Raw genomic sequence first — 18,226 nt, forward strand, 5'->3', positions numbered from 1 at the left:
GTGTGAGCCTAAATCGCGTGATTGCGGATACTAGCCTCGGATCCGGTCTTCGTGGAGCACGATGTCGCTAAGTAAGCTTTTGGAGCAACGGATGCATGTCAGCGTGCATCAGTAAGCAGAGCATTTTCGCGTGAACTCGGTGACGTTCTGTCCAGACCAAGGACGACGTAGCCTGATCGGGATTTGGGGTGGCACTCCTCAAATCCTAGAGCAGTTCTGAGCGGGATTGGATCTCGAAATATAAAAGTTCACGTCCGGGCGGGGGTATTTAAGTTCGCCAACAGGAAGATACCCTTACGGACCTCCACATGGCCGCACTCAAGCGGATTAGCTGGCGATTTGATATCGACAGGCAATCCTTGTCCGACGGTGCTAGCAATCTCATCGGAACTTCAGAGCATGCGCAACATTGCTTTCGAGGACATGGACCGCCAAAGCTTATTCCATCCAATGACCTCAATAGCCGATCATCTGCGGAACGGGCCGGCTATTTACTCCAGGGCACATGGGGTTTGGATCCAGACTCATGATGGCAGAAGATTGGTGGATATGGGCGCCGGCTTGTGGTGTGTGAACGTTGGCTATGGCCGGGAGGAGATCGCAGAAGCTGCCAAGGAGGCGATGCTCAACCTGAGTTATTACCATTTGTTCGGATCCGCCTCTAACGAACTGTCAATCACTTTGGCCGACCGACTCCTAGGCCTAGCCCGTGATCAGGGAGGCGCCGAGAGTATGTCGAAGGTGTTTTTTGGTACATCGGGCTCAGAAGCTAACGACACAGCTTTCAAGCTCGTGCGATATTACAACAATTTGAGAGGAAAGGAAAAAAAGAAGAAGATCATATCCCGGTTAGGCGGCTATCACGGGGTAACCTTGGCCTCAGGTAGCCTGACCGGTATCCCAGCTTATCATCACGCTTTTGATATGCCGATTGATGGCGTTGTCCATGTATCGTTTCCTCACTACTACTCCCAAGCGGATGAGGGAGAGAGCGAAGCTGATTTTACGGACCGGTTGATTGCTGAAATAGAATTAACGATCGAGCAAGAAGGCGCTGACACGATCGCGGGATTCATAGCAGAGCCTTTGATAGGGACTGGAGGCGTAGCTATCCCGCCTGCCGGCTATTTCCTAAAGCTCCGTCGACTGCTGGATCATTATGACATTCTTCTGATCGCTGATGAAGTTATTACGGGCTTTGGCAGGACCGGGGAATGGTTTGGCAGCAAAAAATATAGCTGCTCGCCGGACATCATGACCATGGCTAAAGGTCTCACAAGCGCCTACTTTCCGGTTTCTGCAGTGGTCGTTTCGCAAGGAATTTGGGATATGCTTGAGGCCGCCTCTGAGCGGAACGGTGTGGTCATGCACGGGTTCACATATGGTGGGCATCCTGTCGGAGCCGCGGTTGCACATTCTAATCTTGACATCATCGAACGAGAAAAGCTCGTATCGTTATCGGCTCTCCGAGGCGATTACCTTCTCGCTAGGCTGCGAGAACACGTCAGCGATCTCGATTTCGTTGGTGATGTGCGCGGCACAGGATTGATGGCTGCCGTGGAATTTGTCGCTGATAAGTCTACTCGAAGGAACTTCAGGAACGGCTGCGGTCCTCATCGGGTGGTCGCCAAGAAAGCCGCTGAGTACGGCGTCTTGACAAGGGCCCTTCCGTATATTGACGTAAACTCATTCTCTCCTCCCCTTACTATCTCAGAGGAGGAGATCGACGAAGCAGTGAATCGCTATTCAGCAGCAATCAAAGCAGTGCTTCCGGATCTGCGAGCCCTCGCGTCCGGTTGACATCTAACCACGTTATTAGGCCGCGTTGGCGAAGCCAAGCTTGTCAAGCGGTGCCTGATGAGGTCTAGGAAGAGTTCTCGGCTGCTGCTCTGGGAGACCTCATTCCGCACTATTGCCGAGCAGACGTTCGTGAAGGACATGTCCTTCTCGTGTACAATCTTCAACTGGCTTTTTGCTATGTATTCTGAGGCGAATTCGCGGGGAAGGAATCCGATATAGGCGCCCGTTAAAATCAGAATGAGACGAGCGTGCATTGTGGCAGCACGCGCCCGGACATTCAATTGGTCAATGATTCCACGACACCGAGAGTGTTGCCTTGTTACGATGTCGATGCAGTCATAGCTGCGGAGTGTCTCGGCGTCTATCTCGCTGTCGGATTTCAAAAAGAGCGGATGCTCGCGACCGCAGCAAAGAACCATCGGCTCTTGAAAGAGCGGGTAACTCTTCGTGCCGGCAATATCGGGCGCGCATGCGCTGACGCCCACATCAGCCGTGCCGTCGAGGATCATCTGAGCCACTCGTTCGGGTGAGGTCGTGCGGATCGTCAGAAACACCTCGGGATGCTCAGTATGAAAGGATTTTATGGTATTGACCAGTTCGGCTCGCTTTGCGAATGGGAAATTGTCGTCCATTGCGACCACAAGCTCGCCGGTCAGTCTCATCGCTACTCTACTTGCGTTTTCGCGAAAATTTTCCAGGTTCTCGAATAAATCCCGAGCCAGCGACAGGATCTGTTCCCCTTCGGCGGTTAGTGCGAACCCGCCGCGACCGCGACGGCAAAGCTTAACCCCTAACCGAACTTCCAGAGATGCGATATCAACACTGATTGATGACTTACTTTTATTCAACGCGACTTCGGCGGCACTGAACCCGCCCGCATCGGCGACGGACGCGAAAATGCGTAGCAGCTTGAGATCGAAGTCGGATAAGTCAGGGATTTTCTTGTGGCGCATGTGCTAACACTCCTCCAGTCCCAAGACGCGACGTAATAAAGGTGCATTTCGAGGCTCGCGCCCGAGTATCAGCGCCACGGGGCAGGCGCATGCCCCAACATCGTCAATACCCGATGCGGCTGTTCCCTTTTGTTATGATCATAGTCTCTATGGTCGGTGTTTCGTCTGTCAAGTCGAAAAAATGAATCGTGGGTCGCCAAGGCCTTTGGAGTGGACCCGAGAAGCGTTCGAGCGCCGATTGAACCGACTAGCCAAAGCGTCAGGGCTGTCCAACCAGGCGTCGTATTGTTACCGGCGCCGTCGTATGCTCGGTCTCTACAGACCACCGGCGTTCCCGCCCAGTGAGCGCGGTTCCTGCAACAATTGTCAGGCTGTGCTGTTACAAAGTGGGCCCCTGCAAGCGCTGGAGTTGGAGCACCAGGTACCCAGGGGAAAAACTGGTTTCGCGTGGAAAGATGCCTAATCTCGAAAGCCTAAAGCATCGGACGAGAATCGAATTTTGCGTCCTTTGCTGTAAACAGACAGTCCAAATGGATTGAGGATCAGCAATGCCGAAGCTAAAGACGACGCCGCGTGTAGGTTCGCCTGATGACCCACGCCTAAAGTCGAATGCGATCCGAGCCAGAAAGCACAACATGGTTCGGGAAGAAATTCTCGCAAGCGCAACGAAATTATTCGCGGATCGAGGATTTCGAGCGGTCTCATTGGAAGAAATTGCCGCCGAACTTGGTTACGGAAAGTCAAGTATTTACTACTACTATAATAGCAAAGATGATCTTTTGTGGGGAGTGTATGAATATATTAGCGACCGCTACATGACCGAAGCGAAGAAAATCTTTGAGATGCCGAAGTCAAGCGCAGTCCAAATGTCGAGCCTCATCAGAATGCATGTTCTTTTTCTCGCGGAGAATAAAGAATGGACAACAGTCTTCTTCAGGGACATTTCAGAGCTCCCGGCCGATCGGCAGACTGATGTTAGAGGTATTATCGTCCGCTATAACTGGTTTTTTAAGTCGGTTTACCAGCAAGGCGTGGAGCGCGGGGAATTTAAGCCGCTATCACCCGAGATCGCAGTGAACGCAATCCTCGGAGCCTGCAACTGGATGGTAAACTGGTTTGATCCAAAGCGTGGGCACTCTGCTCACGATATCGCAGATCAATTCATCAAGATATTTGCCGAAGGGTACGTTATGCGGCGCGAGTGAGGCTTTGGGACATAGTTTGGGTAAACGATTGTAACAGGGCGCCGGTATCCTTCAGAAGGCGTGCTGAAACAAAGGCATCTCTGGTCTAGGAATCCGGTTGAGCAGCGACGCCCAGCTTCAATCCTCTGAGCGGCAGTATTCGGGAGCGAGGGATGTGCTCGGTGTTTATCCTATATTCATTCTAGATGTTCAATCCCGGCATTTGATGGACCGGGTCAAAGTTGAAGCGTTTGGGCTCCTTGAGCCAGGTTTTGCAGATGAACTCGTAGGGGGTGAGGCCCTTCAGGGTCTTGAGCCTTCGGGCGAAGTTGTAGGCGCTCACGAAGTCAGCCAGATGCTGCCGGAGCTGGTCATGGCTGTCGTAGTAGTAGCGCTTGACCGTCGCATCCTTGAGGGTGCGGTTCATCCGCTCAACCTGCCCATTCGTCCAGGGATGCCTTGGCTTGATCGTTCTGAGCACAGGCATACTCAAAGGCATGGGCCCGGAAGAGCTCGCCGCGTTTCATCGCTTTCTTGATCAGCGGGACTGCCGAAGCCGTGTTGCTGGGCGTGGTGAAGTGAATGCCATGGTCAGTCAGGACCGTGTGCACCTTGTAAGGCACGGCCTTGATCAGCGCGCGCAGGAAGTCGCCGGCAATCCCGGTGGTCACCTTCTCGTGCAACTCCACAAAGGCAAACTTGCTGGTGCGATCAATCGCAACCAGCAGATAGAGCCTTCCCTCCTCAGTGCGCACTTCCGCAATGTCGATGTGGAAATAGCCGATGGGATAGTTCTTGAACTTCTTCTTGGCCGGCTTGTCGCCGGCCACCTCGGGCAGGCGGCTGATGCCATGGCGCTGCAGACAACGATGCAGGGATGAACGCGTCAGGCGCGGGATGGTGGCTTGCAAGGCATACAGGCAGTCATCCAGTGGCAGCAGGGTATGCCGGCGGTGGTGTCCCGCTTCTTCCACTTGGCCACGGTCTTCGGGTTGATGCCATGGCGCTCGGCCAGGGCTCTCAGGCTCGCTTGACTATGTTGTATCGCTCGACGGATCGCCTTGTATCTCTCTATTGCCCGCCGAGACGAAGCCGGCGAGGCTGAAGGTGGGGGTCAGCCCGCGTTTGCCTAGGGCTCATAAGCCCGTGACAGAGCTTGGTGCGGCCCCCACTTTCACAGTCCCGAACCCGGACAGCCGCTTGGGCCTAAGCCCGTATTCACAAGGTAGGGTCATGGACGAGTCTTCATCAGTCTTCGTCGGCATTGACGTTTCCAAGGACCGCCTCGACGTCCACCTGAGACCAACAGGCAAGGCATTCTGTGTCTCGCGAGACGGAAAGGGGCTGGATGACCTCATCAGCCGCCTCATCGAGTTGCCCGTCGCCCTCGTGGTTCTGGAGGCGACCGGCGGCTTCGAGACGACCGTGGCCGCGGCACTTGCTGGCGTTGAGCTGCCGCTCTGCGTCGTCAACCCACGCCAGATCCGCGCCTTTGCTCGGGCCATGGGCCGCCTGGCCAAGACCGATGCACTTGATGCCGAGGCAATTGCCCTCTTCGCCGAGCGGATCAGGCCTGAGGCAAGGCCTCTGCTGGACCCGGAGCGGGCTCGCTTAGCCGAGTTCGTGAGCAGGCGCCGGCAGGTTATCGCGATGATCGGCATGGAGACGAACCGCCGCCAGAGAACCACTAACAAGCGTCTCGCCAAGAGGCTCAACCGCCATGTCGCCTTCCTGGAAAAGGAACTCGACGAGATCGACCGCGACATCGGCGCGGCCATCAAGAGTTCCCCAGTCTGGTGCAAAACTGAGGCGCTCCTCAAGTCAGTTCCCGGGATTGGCGATGTCCCCGCTCGGACGCTTCTTGCTGAAGTGCCAGAACTTGGCACCGTGGACCGCCACCAGATTGCTGCTCTCGTCGGCGTTGCCCCGTGAACCGAGACTCCGGTCTCATGAGAGGACACAGGGCCATTGCCGGAGGGAGAACGTCAGTGCGCAACGTTCTCTACATGGCAGCACTGACTGCCATCCGGTGCAATCCTGTCTTCAGAGCCTTCTACAACCGCCTCATCATCCGCGGACGGCCCAAGAAGGTTGCTCTCGTTGCGGTCCTACGAAAGCTGCTTACCGTCCTGAATGCTATCGTACGGGATCTCACGCCATGGCGCCAACAAAGCACTTGATCTCCAAGACAGCCGCTCTGTCGTTGTGGCGCTCCCATGGAGAACTTGGCCCATAGCGCGTCCCTCCATTCCAGGGATAATATCGCACCATCAAACTCTGGGATCAAACATCTAGCTGTTTCTACTAACGAGCACTCCTTACCGTACTCGAAGGCCTTCTGCGTGGCCAACACTTCCGCTTTCAAGTACGCTCGTCAGGATCCGCTGAGCTAACCTCGCACCGTTGAATAATTTGAGACAAACTGCGTTTTAGTATCTTACCGTTTTCGTTGCGGGGAAAGTCCCGAACAGGAAGGAAACGCTGTGGAACCTTGTAGCCGGAGATTAAGGTTGAACAATGGTGCCGGAGTTCATCTTCGGACAATTCCTGGCCTTCAGCAAATTTTACGACAGCGATAATTTCTTGGCCATAGGTAGCATCAGGCTGACCAACGACCGCAACCTCTTCGACAGCGGGATGGGCCAACAGCGCACTCTCGACCTCAATCGGAGAGATATTGGCGCCGCCGCGAATAATGAGATCAGAGTCCCGCCCTTGGAGGAATGCGTACCCATCTGCATCAATCCGCATGAGATCGCGCATGCGGAACCATCCGTCATCACTATATGCTGCGGCAGTAAGTTCAGGCTCGTTCCAGTAGCCAAGCATGTCGACCATGCCTCGGGCGAGAACCGTTCCGACGTTCCCTTCCCGGACAATGCATCCTGCCGCGTCTACAAGCCTAATTTCCACGCCTTCAACCAGTCGTCCCGCCGAACCCTTGAGTGGGACAGGGTCAGTGCCAGGATCGTACGTCACGAGCGTCAGAATTTCGGATGATCCATAACTGTCGTAAACGGGACAGCCTGTAAGCCGCTGCCATGCTTCGAATGCTGGCTCATTTCGAGGCTCTCCACCTGAGATGCAGAATCTTAGCTTCAGCTGAGGTCGATCTGGCAGTGCTTCCATATACCCCTTCAGCATCACGAACATCGTGGTCACACCAATGAAAACGGTGACTTCGTGCCGAACCAGCGCATCAAATGTATCCTCAGTGCGATAACGCTCCTGGATAATGAGTTGACCACCACGCACCAACATGTTCAGCGAGGTAGACATAAGGCCCCATAACCATGCCAACGGAGCGACGACGATCGCGACATCATCTTCAGTAAGCCTCCAAATATCACCCGACCTTCTAGCCCCAGTGTAAAGATTTCGGTGCGAGTGCGTGACAGGTTTCGGCTGCGATGTCGTACCGGAAGTATAACAGATTAATGCTGGCTTATCAGGGTCCATCCCTGATAAAGGCGGCAAAACAGCCTCTGTGTCGCGAAATAATCGCAGGTCCTCAATCGCGAGCGCCGTTGCCTTTGGCATCGATTGTTTAGCAAGTGGCAGTCGGGCGCGATCCGCCAGAATCAACTTTGGATTCGCGTTTTGATCCACATAGTGCAATTCCGCCTGAGTGAAAGAATGGTAAGCGGTTGCAACGATTCCACTTGCTCTCCAGACGCCTAGAGCCGCAACTAAATATTCGGCTGAGTTCGCTGCATATATGACAACTCGATCCGACGGACGAACTCCCAATGCGATAAGATGCTTCGCCGCTTGCTCAATGGCTGTCCAAAGCTCGGAATAGGAGATCCACTCCCCTCGGTAGAATAGAGCTCCCTTGGTCGGTGTTGCGAGACTCCAGTCAAGCACTGAATTCAAGACCAGCAAGATAATGTCTCCTATTGTAGGCCGGGGACCTCACAGTGCCTCCGGAGTTGTTACTGATCAGTCAGCCATCTGAGGCACGTTCTGAAGTTGCGGTGAGGGGGAGCATTGCACAACGAGGATCACTAAGAACCCATCCTCACGTGATCGCAACACGTGCTGTGGATCTGACATGGTGGTCTCGACCAGAGCTCCGGACTACAGTGACGGCGAACAGTCCGCGCACGGTCACCGCTAATCGTGCGCCCCAACTAGCACAGTACATCATACCTTAGCCACGACTTCCGACGAAAGACGTTATAGCCAGTTTAGGTGACGCATTGAACACCATTTTCAGAAGTAACCTTTGGCTGGAACGAGAACATTGCGCACGTCCCTTGCATAGGAGGGCTTACTGGTCTTCCTGACCCATGTATTTGAAGTTTGTCAAACTGAGCGCCGGATTACAATGTAGACTAGTGTGCCAATTGCGCTGCAGGTGAACTCCTCCGGCCTTGCTCGAAAACCCTACCTCGCGCTCCAAACCCCTGGAGCGGAATTTGCCCTTGCCATTTCGCGCGAAGTGCAGTGAGGGGCTCAAGTTGCACCTGGCGGTGGACACGGTCGGACATCTGTCCAACCACGTTGGCCCGGCCACAGCTGATGGTAGCGTACAAGTGAGGCAGCCGGCACAAGCCGCGCATGTGGCCACCCGCTTTCGCTGTCGCCGATAGCTGACATAGCCCGAAGTGTACACTTGATTGTCCCGCCGGGTGCAGGCATTCACAGCACCCGGAATTCACCGCGTTAATTCAGCCACAGTATGCTGGGGCATCAGTTAAACATTGTCTCGATCTGCTACAAGCATAGTCCACCGACCGTCACCAATGATATCACTCCGCTCGTTGCTGAGAGCTACCTGTAAATGCACGACACCACGACCTCCAGCAGCTGTAAGTCGCTTGCCCTCTACTAACGCGGTAAGCTTTACCAAGTCGCCAATAACAATCGCTGTTTTGGCACTCCATTCAACTCCCAAAATTGCCAGCCCGGTAAGGCGCGTTATGCCCATCTCGCCGATAAAGCCATCAACGAGTGCTATTGCGGCTGAAGCATGAAACACTCGCTGCCCGAAAATTGATGACTTGGCAAACTCCGCATCGCTGTGCAAAGGGTGGTTGTCGCGAGCAAACTCATTGAATGTATCTAAGTCCGCTTCGGTCATTCTCCTTGACCTTGAGGTGTACCTGTCGCCGATGGTAAACTGGTGAAAATAGAGCCCCATTCCATTGTATCCTCAAGCATGCCTACGACTTTAGCGCCTCAGCCACTTCATTAAAGAATGCGATAGGTTCCACAGGAGCCTTTCCAATTGGCATGGGTTCAGATGCGTTCCGAACAATCACAATGTTGTATGCCGAATTCGAAGATACGGGGTCCGGAAATACCTGCGGCTGAAAATGTTCCATCAGTCTTCCGGGCCTTCGTCCACGCCGGCCACTACACCACTTCAGCATGCATCGCACTCGACATCAACAATATCGCCACTATCGCTCAAGCTGAGAGCGAGCAATTGTCCCATTTCATCTCAGATCTTAAACCAGCTTGTCCCTAGCCTGAAGGACATCACGGCAGGAATGATCCTACGATCCATTCCGGCGTTAAATCGCGAATATATGAACTGAGCTTCCGCAATGGGCTAAGCACATGTGCGAGCAATTTGGCACCGAGGAGAGCCAGACTTCTCTGTCACGTGCCGCATAGCCGCCCGTACAGTAACATACCCCAGTCCTGGACCAGGTTCCCTGTCCGTTCTACCTTAGCTCTCAATCAGGAACACATCTTGCGCTGCCCCAAAAGGGCGGCGGGATTTGGTTGGACTCCAATTCAGCGGACGCGTTCAGGCGGCGGGGAAAGCCGGCTCGTCGAACCGTCCAATCGCCATCCCTTCAAGTTCAGTTTAATGAAATCGTATCTGGCGCGGGGGCGTTCCATGCGATTCTCGCTGGAACGCTTAGGCATCTGACTTCCTCAAATTTCGAGACCCAATGCCCTCGGCGCCGAAATTACGCGCGGTCTCGGCATCGAGCGGCGTCTCCGCATTGGCGCGCACCTTCATGCGGCGCACCTTGTCGGCCCAGCCCATGAGGGTTGCGAACTCGCCCGACAGCTCCGGCTGCAGCATCTGCACCTGTCCGAGCAGCACCTGACCGTTGGATCCATCGATGGTGAGGATCTCGCCTTTCTTCAGCGTCTGACCTGCGACGGTCAACGTCTGCGTCGCATAATCGACGCGGATCTGGCCCGCGCCCGAGACGCAGGGCTTGCCCATGCCGCGCGCGACCACCGCCGCGTGCGAGGTCATGCCGCCGCGGGTGGTCAGAATGCCCTCGGCCGCATGCATGCCGTGGATGTCCTCGGGGCTCGTCTCGACACGCACCAGGATGACCTTGTGGCCGGCCTTCTTGGCGGCTTCCGCATCGTCCGAGTTGAACACGATCTCGCCCGAAGCAGCGCCCGGGGAAGCCGGCAGGCCGGTGGCGAGGATCTTGCGCTCGGCCTTGGGATCGATGGTCGGATGCAGCAGCTGATCGAGGGCCGCCGGCTCGACGCGGGTGATCGCCTCTTCCTGCGTGATCAAGCCTTCGCTTGCAAGCTCCACCGCGATGCGCAACGCGGCTTTCGCCGTGCGCTTGCCGTTGCGGGTCTGGAGCATCCAGAGCTTGGTCTTCTCGACCGTGAACTCCATGTCCTGCATGTCACGGTAATGTTTCTCGAGAATGCCGTAGATGCGCACGAGCTCGCCATAGGCCTCGGCCATCGCGCCTTCCATCGAGGGCTTGTCGGAGCCGGACGCGATGCGCGCGGCCTCCGTGATGTCCTGCGGCGTGCGGATGCCCGCCACCACGTCCTCGCCCTGCGCATTGATCAGGAACTCGCCGTAGAGCTCCTTCTCGCCGGTCGACGGATTGCGGGTGAAGGCCACGCCCGTGGCGGAGGTCTCGCCCATGTTGCCGAAAACCATGGCCTGCACGTTCACCGCCGTGCCCCAGCTCGCCGGAATCGCGTGCAGCTCGCGGTACTTGATGGCGCGGCTGTTCATCCAGGAACCGAACACGGCGCCGATGGCGCCCCAGAGCTGCTCCTGCGGCTCCTGCGGGAAGGGCTTTCCGAGCTCCTTCTCGACCAGCGCCTTGTAGCGCGGGAGAACGGCCTTCCAGTCCGCCGCGCTCATGTCGGTGTCGAGGCTATAGCCCTTGCGGTCCTTGTACTCGTCGAGGATCTCTTCGAAATGGTGATGCTCGATGTCGAGCACCACGTTGGAATACATGGTGATGAAGCGGCGATAGGAATCGTAGGCGAAGCGCTCGTCGCCGGCGCCCTTGGCCAAGGCCTCGACGGTGACGTCGTTGAGGCCGAGATTGAGCACCGTGTCCATCATGCCGGGCATGGAGGCGCGGGCGCCGGAGCGGACGGAGACCAGGAGCGGATTGGCGGCGTCGCCGAAGGTGCGGCCGGTGAGGCGGCCGATATAGTCGAGAGCCTTCTCGACCTGGGACTTCAGCTCCTGCGGATAAGCGCGGCCGTGGTCGTAATAATAGGTGCAGACTTCCGTGGTGATGGTGAAGCCCGGAGGCACCGGCAGGCCCAGGTTCGACATCTCGGCCAGGTTGGCCCCCTTGCCGCCGAGCAGGTTCTTCATCCCCGCCTGGCCCTCGGCCTTGCCATCCCCGAAGGTGTAGACCCAGCGTGACATCCTATTGGCTCCTGTTAGGCGCGAAACAAATCGTCGACTGATGGTATCCTCTTAAGGGCCTTGGGAACTAACCGACAGCATTCATCACCACCTATCTCCGTCACCGTGAAGGAGAATGCGGAGACCTAGAGCGGCAGGTTTCGTCGGCGATCGCCGACTGGCGGAGTGCTCGTACGCTGCCGGTAGTCCTAAAGAGATGAGCTAGTCACCAGAAAAAGAGAGACAGAGCAAGGCTTGCAAGGCCAATCCCCGACAAGAAGACCGGGAGCCATTTAGGGCAGGCGATCTCCTCGCCGTTGAATGTCATCGTCCCTTTCCTTCGTACGAATGCAGAGTGATCACAAACGTTGATGACTGACCTCCGAGGGGAGTGGCGTGGCTGAGGTCACGCCAATGGCGAAACACATCATCCGTTGCTCATCACGTGTACAGGAGCAGTCAATGCAGTTCATGTCGTTCTTGCGTTCAGACGCGGATGCTCACAGATACGTCAAGCAGCGTGGTCGACGAACTTTCCCTGATGCTCAGGCTTCTAGGCGACCGAAAACACGTTCATAGGTGGGCGAGCAATGATCTCGTTGAGGGTGTAGAGTGCACTTGAGAGTTCGGTGAGGTCCTTCGCCCCGCCCAGGCAAATGCGAATTGCGCCAGGATCGGTGTCATCCACCGTAGATGCGATGGGAGGCGTGACGAGGATGTTATGCCTGCGCGTGGCAGAAGCGAAGCCGACTGCCGTCCAGTCCGGGGGCAATGGCAACCAGCCGTAGAAGGGAGGAAATTTCAGCCTCTCTGCTGCGGGGAAGATACCGGAAAACACACGATATCGCTCGATCGCCTGCTGTCGGCGCTCACGGACAAGTTCATCCAACCTGCCGCTCTCGATCAGCCGCACCGCCATCTCGCTGAGGACGGGAGCGACGAACCAGGACGAGGCATGCAGCAGAAGTTCGGTCTTATCGGTGAAGCCCGCAGGCACGGTCAGCGTGCCAAGACGGAAACCCGGCGCGACACATTTGGAGTAGGACGTGACGTAAAAGCTGCGCTCGGGTGCGAGTTCTGTGAGCGACACCGGCCGCTCCGGCAGGAAGAAGCCATAGACATCGTCCTCGATGATCGTGAGATCGAGTTCGTCGGCCAGTTCGGCGATGCGGCGCCGGCGGGCAAGGCTCATGGTGCGGGCCGTGGGGCTCTGCAAGGTCGGCATGCAGTAGAACACCTTGGCGCCAGACGTCCGGCAGGCTGTCTCCAGCGCATCGGGATCGGCGCCCTCGCCATCCATCGCCACGGGAACGAGCGAGAGATGGTTGGCGGCTGCGATCGCCTTGAACCCGGAATAGGTCAGGGAATCCACGAGGACGGCGTCGCCAGGCCTCGCCACCAGACGAAGCGCGATGTCGATCGCGTGCTGGGCGCCGTTGCACAGGAAGAGCCGGGTGGGATCCACGGTAAACGACCCGCCGGAGACAGAGGCGGCAATGACCTCGCGATGCTGCCGGATGCCTCCATGAGGATGGTAGTCCAGGAGGGGCGCGAGTTCACGGACTTCCGACACCTCGGCCAGCAGCCCCGACAGGATCTCGGTCTCGCGCCCATGAGCCGGCACGTTCAACGCCATGTTCACTGCCTCCCGACGAGCCGACGCCTCATCGCGGCCCGGGCCGCGCCGGCGCACGAAGGTACCATGCCCCACACGTCCGCTGATGATGCCGCGCTGCTCGGCCTCCTGATAGGCCTTGGCTACGGTGCCAACTGATAGCCCCAGCTGCTGGGCTAACTCTCGGTGTGCCGGCAGTCGGGACCCGTCGGGCAGCCGCCCCTCGTTGACATCATGCTCAAGGGCATTCACCAGTGCCAGATAACGCGGTCCCTCGGGTGACAACTGCCCTGGGAGCCAACTTGAAAACTTAACCCTATCCGCGTCCATCAGTTACCGGCTCCTCGCCAACTCATTTCATTCCATGTCGCCGACCACAGGACCGAGTTTCATGCGGGCGTCAGTGCCACCTGCAGGATCTGTGCACAAATGCCGGCGAGTCACCATCAAGCACGGAATGAATTATGTCATTATCGTAATTGGTCTATAGCAACTCCATTGCACCTACGCAAGGTGAAGAGTGATCCCCGGCCAAATCCCGATCGTGATCAAACCTGACGCTGGAGCGGTTTCATGTGGAATAGTGCCCGAGATACAGATCGGCAGCCTTCTCGTTGTTGAGCAACTCCGCTGCCGGACCTTCCATGGCAACTCGTCCACCATCCATGATCGCTCCCTGGTTGGAGATTGCCAGCGCCTGACGGGCGCGCTGTTCGATCAGCAGAATGCTGGTGCCGTCGGATGCCAGGCTCGCGATGCGAGCGAAGCTGTCTGCGACGAGCGCAGGTGAAAGCGCCGCAGTCGGCTCATCCAGCACCACGACGCGGGGACGCGTCATGAGCGCACGGGCATAGGCCAACTGCTGCCGCTCGCCGCCCGAGAGACGCCCCGCCCGCGCGCGCTTGCGCTCGGCCAGAGCCGGGAAGAGCCGAAACATCTCGGAGATCCGGGCCTTGCGGTCCTGCACACCCTCCACGACCTCGAGGTTTTCGGCAATCGTGAGGGAGGGGAATACATTGGCGACCTGCGGGACGTAGCCGATACCGTTTTGCGCGCGCTTTTCGGGCGCCAGGGACGTGATGTCCTTTCCCGCAAGTCGGACGGACCCGCTGACGCGCGGCAACAGTCCGACGACCGCTTTCGCAAGGGTCGACTTACCGGCTCCATTCGTGCCGGCGACCGTCAGGATTTGGCCTTCCCTGAGAACCAGGTCAATCCCGTTCAGGATATCGACCTCGCTATAGCCACCCTTGAGGCCTTCAATGGACAGGATTGTCATGATGTACCTCCGAGATAAGCTTCGCGCACCTGCTTGTTCGCCAACACTTCTGCGGGCACGCCCGAGGCAATGAGGCGCCCACGGTCCATCACGTGCAATGTCGAGACGAGGCGTGTGAGCGCACCGAGATCATGCTCGATGATGAGAAAGCCGATACCCTGTGCATTCAACTCCCGAATGCGCTCTGCGATCTCCTCGATCAGCACGGGATTGACGCCTGCGAATGGCTCATCCAACAGGATCAGCCTAGCGCCCGTCATCAGCGCCCGCCCGAGTTCCACCAACTTCTTTTGTCCCCCGGAGAGGCGCCCTGCCGGCGTATGCGCAACGTGTGACAGCCGAAGAAAGTCGAGCATCGCATCGACCTTCTGGGAATTCATGTCTTCCTCCTCGCGGATTCGCCCCGGACGGAAGAACAAATTGGTGAGGCTTTCGCCGCTCTGCTTCGGCGTCGCCGCCATGAGATTTTGCCAAACGGTGAGATGGCTGAACTCTCGAGGCACTTGGAATGTCCTCACCATGCCACTGCGAGCCCGTTCGACCGGGGACAGACTTCCAATCGGCTTCCGGTCCAGGTTTACCTGTCCTTTCGCCGCGTCCAGAAACCCGGTCACCAATGAGAACAAGGTCGATTTTCCCGCCCCATTCGGGCCGATGACGCCGACGATGTCGCCGCTCGGCACAGTGAACGATACGTCGTCTACCACTCGCAGCGCGCCGTAGACCTTTGTGAGACCTTCGATTGTAAGGATCATCGCTTCGTATAATCTCCCATCAGGCCTTGAGGGCGGTAGAGCGTGAAGAGCACCAGCGCGAGACCGATGATACCAAGGCGAATGCTCGCCATCTCGACTTCGGAGACAAACGGTATGACGCCGCGGAGAAACCGAGATCCTTCCAGGAAGATCATGAGGATCAGCGTCCCGGCGAAGGCACCTGAGATTCGTCCAACGCCGCCGATGATAATCGCCATCCAGACATAGAAGGTTATGAGCGGGATGAACTGCTCAGGCACGATGTAGCCGATGTAATGGGCGTAGAATCCTCCAGCGACGCCAGCGAGCGCTGCTCCGAGCATCAGGACCTGGATCTTGAAGCCGGCCGGATCTTTTCCGAGGGCCTTCACGGCTTCCTCATTGTCGCGGATCGCTTCTATCATGCGTCCGAAGGGGGAGCGCACGATGCGGCGGTTCGCGAGACCTGCCAGCACATTGACGGCGATGAGCAGAGCCAACACCGCGAGAGATTGCGTCAGTCCGGTTCCCAGGAAGCCCAGCAGCTTGGGGATGCCCGTTATGCCCTGGACGCCTTTCGTCAACCACTGCTCACTCGTGACGACGATCCTGACGATTTCCGAGAAGCCAAGCGACACGATAGCGAAGTAATCGTCCCGCAGTTTTAGACTGACCAATCCGAGCGGCCAAGCTGCGAGCGCCGCAAGAGCGGCACCCGCCAGAAATGAGATCGGCCAAGGGATCCCGATCTGTCCCATCAGGGCTGCCGTGTAGGCACCGATGCAGAAAAATCCGACATGGCCGAAATTGGTAAGCCCGGTGAGACCGTATTGCAGGTTCAAGCCGAGTGCCAGAAGGACGTAGATAGCGGTTATGATCGCCATCGCGACAAGGTAAGCTTCCATCAGCGGGCTCCCTCATTTCGGCCGAACAATCCGCTTGGACGGACGAGCAACACAATCAGCAGCACCACGAAGGAGATTGCGAGCTTGTAGGTGAATCCAACGAATGGCGTAGCCATCTCCTGTATGGTGCCGAGGAGGATTCCTGCGCAGATCGCGCCGACTGGATGCCCGATGCCACCTAGGATCGCGGCCGCGAAGGCCGGCAGCAACATGTCCCATCCCATTTCAGGGGTGACGACGGTCTTGATGCCGTACATCACGCCTGCAACGGCCGAAACGGATCCGGCCAATGCCCAGAGGGCGATCATCACGCGGGTTGGAGAAATACCGGAAATTCGTGCCAGACCCGGGTCATCGGCCACGGCACGCATGCGTCGGCCGACGGGCGTCGCATACAGGATCAGGAAGACCGTAGCCAAAGTCAGGACCGCGACGATCGCCAGATTGAGGTCGCTCGGCTGGACGCGGATGTCGAGAATACGCCACGGTCGAACGAGCGGGAGTTGAAACACTTGCTGCTGATGCTCGAAAATCACACCTACGATCGCGCGGATGATGAAGGCGACACCTATGGACGCAAGAAGGTTCGCCACCGATGATCTGCCAGCCAGCTTCCGGAATATCAAGAAATAGACGACCACGCCGATGGCAGCGCCCGCAAGGGCGCCGACCAGGCCACCCACAATGACCGACCCTGTGGCTCCCGATACGGACAACGCCACATAGGCCCCTGCCGTCATCGTGTCGCCCGTGGCAGCGTTAGCAAACCGCGCGATGCCAAATACCAACGTAATGGCAAGTGCGGCCAATCCAACGACAAGGCCAGACATGAGGCCGCCGATCATAAGTTCAGCATAAGCTGTCATGCTAATTCCCTCAGTGGAGGGCAGGCAGCCTGGGCTGCCACGCCCCAGCCTTGTGGAGTTCAGATCTTGATGATGTTCTTCCGAGTGATCACGCCCTTCGAGATCACAGAGAGATCGAAGTCAGGAAGAACATCTCCGGCCTGATTGAAGTCGACGGCGGACGAGGCACCATCGTAGTTCACCTTCCCGGCTTTCAAGGCCTCTTTGCCCTCGGCGAAGCTCGAAACCTGCTTCCCGGGCGGGTTGGCGATTTCCCGGATCTTCGCATTGATCGCCGCGACATTAGCGTTGGGTCCGGCGGCTTCCATCGCGAGGGCGAGAACGATGACCATGTCCCAGGCCATGGCGGCATAGATGTTGGAGGTCCCTGGTTGGTTCATGGCCTTGCGGTATGCAGCATCGAACTTCGCGTACGCAGTCGACATCTCATTGGAGATTGAGTTCACCACGAACAGGCCCTCGCTCGCCTCGGGGCCGATCGCCTTGATCAGGTCCGGGTTGGCCGCCTGTCCGGGGAGCATCCACTTTTGCGTGTCGCCCGTCTGGAACCACTCCCGCAAGATGATGGTGGTGTCGGGCAGATAGGATCCGGTCACGATGACGTCGGGCTTGGCAGCAAGCACCTTCTGCAACTCAGAACGATAGCTGGGCTGGTTTGGCTCGTAGACGACGGCCTCGACAACCTTGCCGCCGTTCTTCTCCCAGGCTTTGCGGAACCCATCGACAATGCCAATGCCAGAGGCATTGTTGAAGGCCATCGTAGCGGGGCGCTTGAAGCCCTCCCGCGCACAGGCTTCAGCGAACGCGCGGCCGTATCCGTCGCCCGTTGTATTGAACCGGTATACGAGGCCCTTTGAATTGACCTGAGGATTCGTTATCTCCGGGGCTCCGGAGGTACACATAAACAGGATATTGGCGTCATTCGCCAATGGAATTGTCGCGAGCGCAACACCGGAGGACCAAATGCCGATGAGCCCTTGGACCTTATCGATCTCGATGAGTTTCTTGGCCGCGAGGACGCCCGCCTGAGGTTGGCTTTGGGTATCCTCGGCCACCACTTCGATCTTCCTCCCCCCAGCACCGCCGGCGGCATTGACCTCTTCCACCGCGGCCAGGATCATCTTCTGCATACCTGCTCCGTAAGCAGCGCCCGATCCCGTAATCGGATTGAGAGCGGCAATGCGGAAGGTCGGGGCTCCCTGGGCGAAGCCCTCGCGAGCGGTGGCGAGGAGAGTGGTGCTCGCCATGGTTGCCAGGAGTTGTCTGCGGTTCATCATGGTAACTTCCCTCTTC

The 18,226-nt window shown here is 57.5% G+C and carries 11 protein-coding genes and 3 pseudogenes; 3 read left to right on the forward strand and 11 right to left on the reverse strand.

Features of this window, described 5'->3' with window-relative positions:
• The first annotated feature begins 399 nt into the window (after positions 1-399).
• Entirely contained in the window at positions 400-1,800 is a 1,401-nt protein-coding gene (locus tag JKL46_RS20060) for an aminotransferase family protein (RefSeq protein WP_201836492.1), read from the forward strand.
• Here the strand turns inward: JKL46_RS20060 and JKL46_RS20065 are convergent.
• A complete protein-coding gene (locus tag JKL46_RS20065; protein WP_201836495.1) occupies positions 1,743-2,753 on the reverse strand; it encodes a LysR family transcriptional regulator in 1,011 nt (336 codons plus the stop codon). The two genes, JKL46_RS20060 and JKL46_RS20065, sit on opposite strands and share 58 nt — an antisense overlap.
• A gap of 548 nt (positions 2,754-3,301) precedes the next feature.
• On the opposite strand from JKL46_RS20065, the gene JKL46_RS20070 reads away from it, so the two are divergent.
• Entirely contained in the window at positions 3,302-3,958 is a 657-nt protein-coding gene (locus tag JKL46_RS20070) for a TetR/AcrR family transcriptional regulator (protein WP_201836497.1), read from the forward strand.
• 181 nt (positions 3,959-4,139) lie between these two features.
• Here the strand turns inward: JKL46_RS20070 and JKL46_RS20075 are convergent.
• Positions 4,140-5,012: pseudogene (locus tag JKL46_RS20075) on the reverse strand (integrase core domain-containing protein).
• Positions 5,013-5,170: 158 nt separating this feature from the next.
• Between JKL46_RS20075 and JKL46_RS20080 the strand changes: the two are divergent.
• A pseudogene (locus JKL46_RS20080) lies at positions 5,171-6,117 on the forward strand (IS110 family RNA-guided transposase).
• Between the two features lie 181 nt (positions 6,118-6,298).
• Here the strand turns inward: JKL46_RS20080 and JKL46_RS20085 are convergent.
• From JKL46_RS20085 to JKL46_RS20125, 9 genes and pseudogenes are all read right to left on the reverse strand, one after another.
• On the reverse strand, positions 6,299-7,822 hold the full coding sequence (locus tag JKL46_RS20085) for a class I adenylate-forming enzyme family protein (protein ID WP_201836500.1): 1,524 nt from the start codon (positions 7,820-7,822) through the stop codon (positions 6,299-6,301).
• Positions 7,823-8,636: 814 nt separating this feature from the next.
• The gene (locus tag JKL46_RS20090) at positions 8,637-9,083 is read right to left on the reverse strand and encodes a MaoC/PaaZ C-terminal domain-containing protein (RefSeq protein ID WP_201836502.1); all 447 of its coding nucleotides are present in this window, start codon (positions 9,081-9,083) and stop codon (positions 8,637-8,639) included.
• A 759-nt stretch (positions 9,084-9,842) separates the two neighbouring features.
• Positions 9,843-11,555 (reverse strand): annotated as a pseudogene (gene ppdK, locus JKL46_RS20095) (pyruvate, phosphate dikinase); the annotation flags it as partial.
• 532 nt (positions 11,556-12,087) lie between these two features.
• Positions 12,088-13,479 carry an aminotransferase-like domain-containing protein gene (locus JKL46_RS20100; protein ID WP_201836504.1) on the reverse strand — a complete coding sequence of 464 codons (1,392 nt, stop codon included), beginning with the start codon at positions 13,477-13,479 and terminating at the stop codon, positions 12,088-12,090.
• A 241-nt stretch (positions 13,480-13,720) separates the two neighbouring features.
• The gene (locus JKL46_RS20105; protein WP_201836506.1) at positions 13,721-14,428 is read right to left on the reverse strand and encodes an ABC transporter ATP-binding protein; all 708 of its coding nucleotides are present in this window, start codon (positions 14,426-14,428) and stop codon (positions 13,721-13,723) included.
• Entirely contained in the window at positions 14,425-15,183 is a 759-nt protein-coding gene (locus JKL46_RS20110) for an ABC transporter ATP-binding protein (RefSeq protein ID WP_201836508.1), read from the reverse strand. The genes JKL46_RS20105 and JKL46_RS20110 overlap by 4 nt, the downstream gene beginning before the upstream one ends.
• A complete protein-coding gene (locus JKL46_RS20115; RefSeq protein ID WP_201836510.1) occupies positions 15,180-16,067 on the reverse strand; it encodes a branched-chain amino acid ABC transporter permease in 888 nt (295 codons plus the stop codon). Before JKL46_RS20115 ends, JKL46_RS20110 begins: the two co-directional genes overlap by 4 nt.
• The gene (locus tag JKL46_RS20120; RefSeq protein ID WP_201836512.1) at positions 16,067-16,933 is read right to left on the reverse strand and encodes a branched-chain amino acid ABC transporter permease; all 867 of its coding nucleotides are present in this window, start codon (positions 16,931-16,933) and stop codon (positions 16,067-16,069) included. The genes JKL46_RS20115 and JKL46_RS20120 overlap by 1 nt, the downstream gene beginning before the upstream one ends.
• A 59-nt stretch (positions 16,934-16,992) precedes the next feature.
• On the reverse strand, positions 16,993-18,210 hold the full coding sequence (locus JKL46_RS20125) for an ABC transporter substrate-binding protein (protein ID WP_201836514.1): 1,218 nt from the start codon (positions 18,208-18,210) through the stop codon (positions 16,993-16,995).
• Positions 18,211-18,226 lie beyond the last annotated feature (16 nt).

Source organism: Microvirga zambiensis WSM3693 (assembly GCF_016735695.1).
Classification (GTDB): Bacteria; Pseudomonadota; Alphaproteobacteria; order Rhizobiales; family Beijerinckiaceae; genus Microvirga; species Microvirga zambiensis.

Bases quoted from the DNA above. Each gene is read 5' to 3' on its own strand.
- JKL46_RS20070 (WP_201836497.1), top strand. From the start codon at position 3,302: ATGCCGAAGCTAAAGACGACGCCGCGTGTAGGTTCGCCTGATGACCCA.
- JKL46_RS20120 (WP_201836512.1), bottom strand. From the start codon at position 16,933: ATGACAGCTTATGCTGAACTTATGATCGGCGGCCTCATGTCTGGCCTT.
- JKL46_RS20090 (WP_201836502.1), bottom strand. From the start codon at position 9,083: ATGGGGCTCTATTTTCACCAGTTTACCATCGGCGACAGGTACACCTCA.
- JKL46_RS20110 (WP_201836508.1), bottom strand. From the start codon at position 15,183: ATGATCCTTACAATCGAAGGTCTCACAAAGGTCTACGGCGCGCTGCGA.
- JKL46_RS20125 (WP_201836514.1), bottom strand. From the start codon at position 18,210: ATGATGAACCGCAGACAACTCCTGGCAACCATGGCGAGCACCACTCTC.
- JKL46_RS20100 (WP_201836504.1), bottom strand. From the start codon at position 13,479: ATGGACGCGGATAGGGTTAAGTTTTCAAGTTGGCTCCCAGGGCAGTTG.
- JKL46_RS20105 (WP_201836506.1), bottom strand. From the start codon at position 14,428: ATGACAATCCTGTCCATTGAAGGCCTCAAGGGTGGCTATAGCGAGGTC.
- JKL46_RS20115 (WP_201836510.1), bottom strand. From the start codon at position 16,067: ATGGAAGCTTACCTTGTCGCGATGGCGATCATAACCGCTATCTACGTC.
- JKL46_RS20065 (WP_201836495.1), bottom strand. From the start codon at position 2,753: ATGCGCCACAAGAAAATCCCTGACTTATCCGACTTCGATCTCAAGCTG.
- JKL46_RS20060 (WP_201836492.1), top strand. From the start codon at position 400: ATGCGCAACATTGCTTTCGAGGACATGGACCGCCAAAGCTTATTCCAT.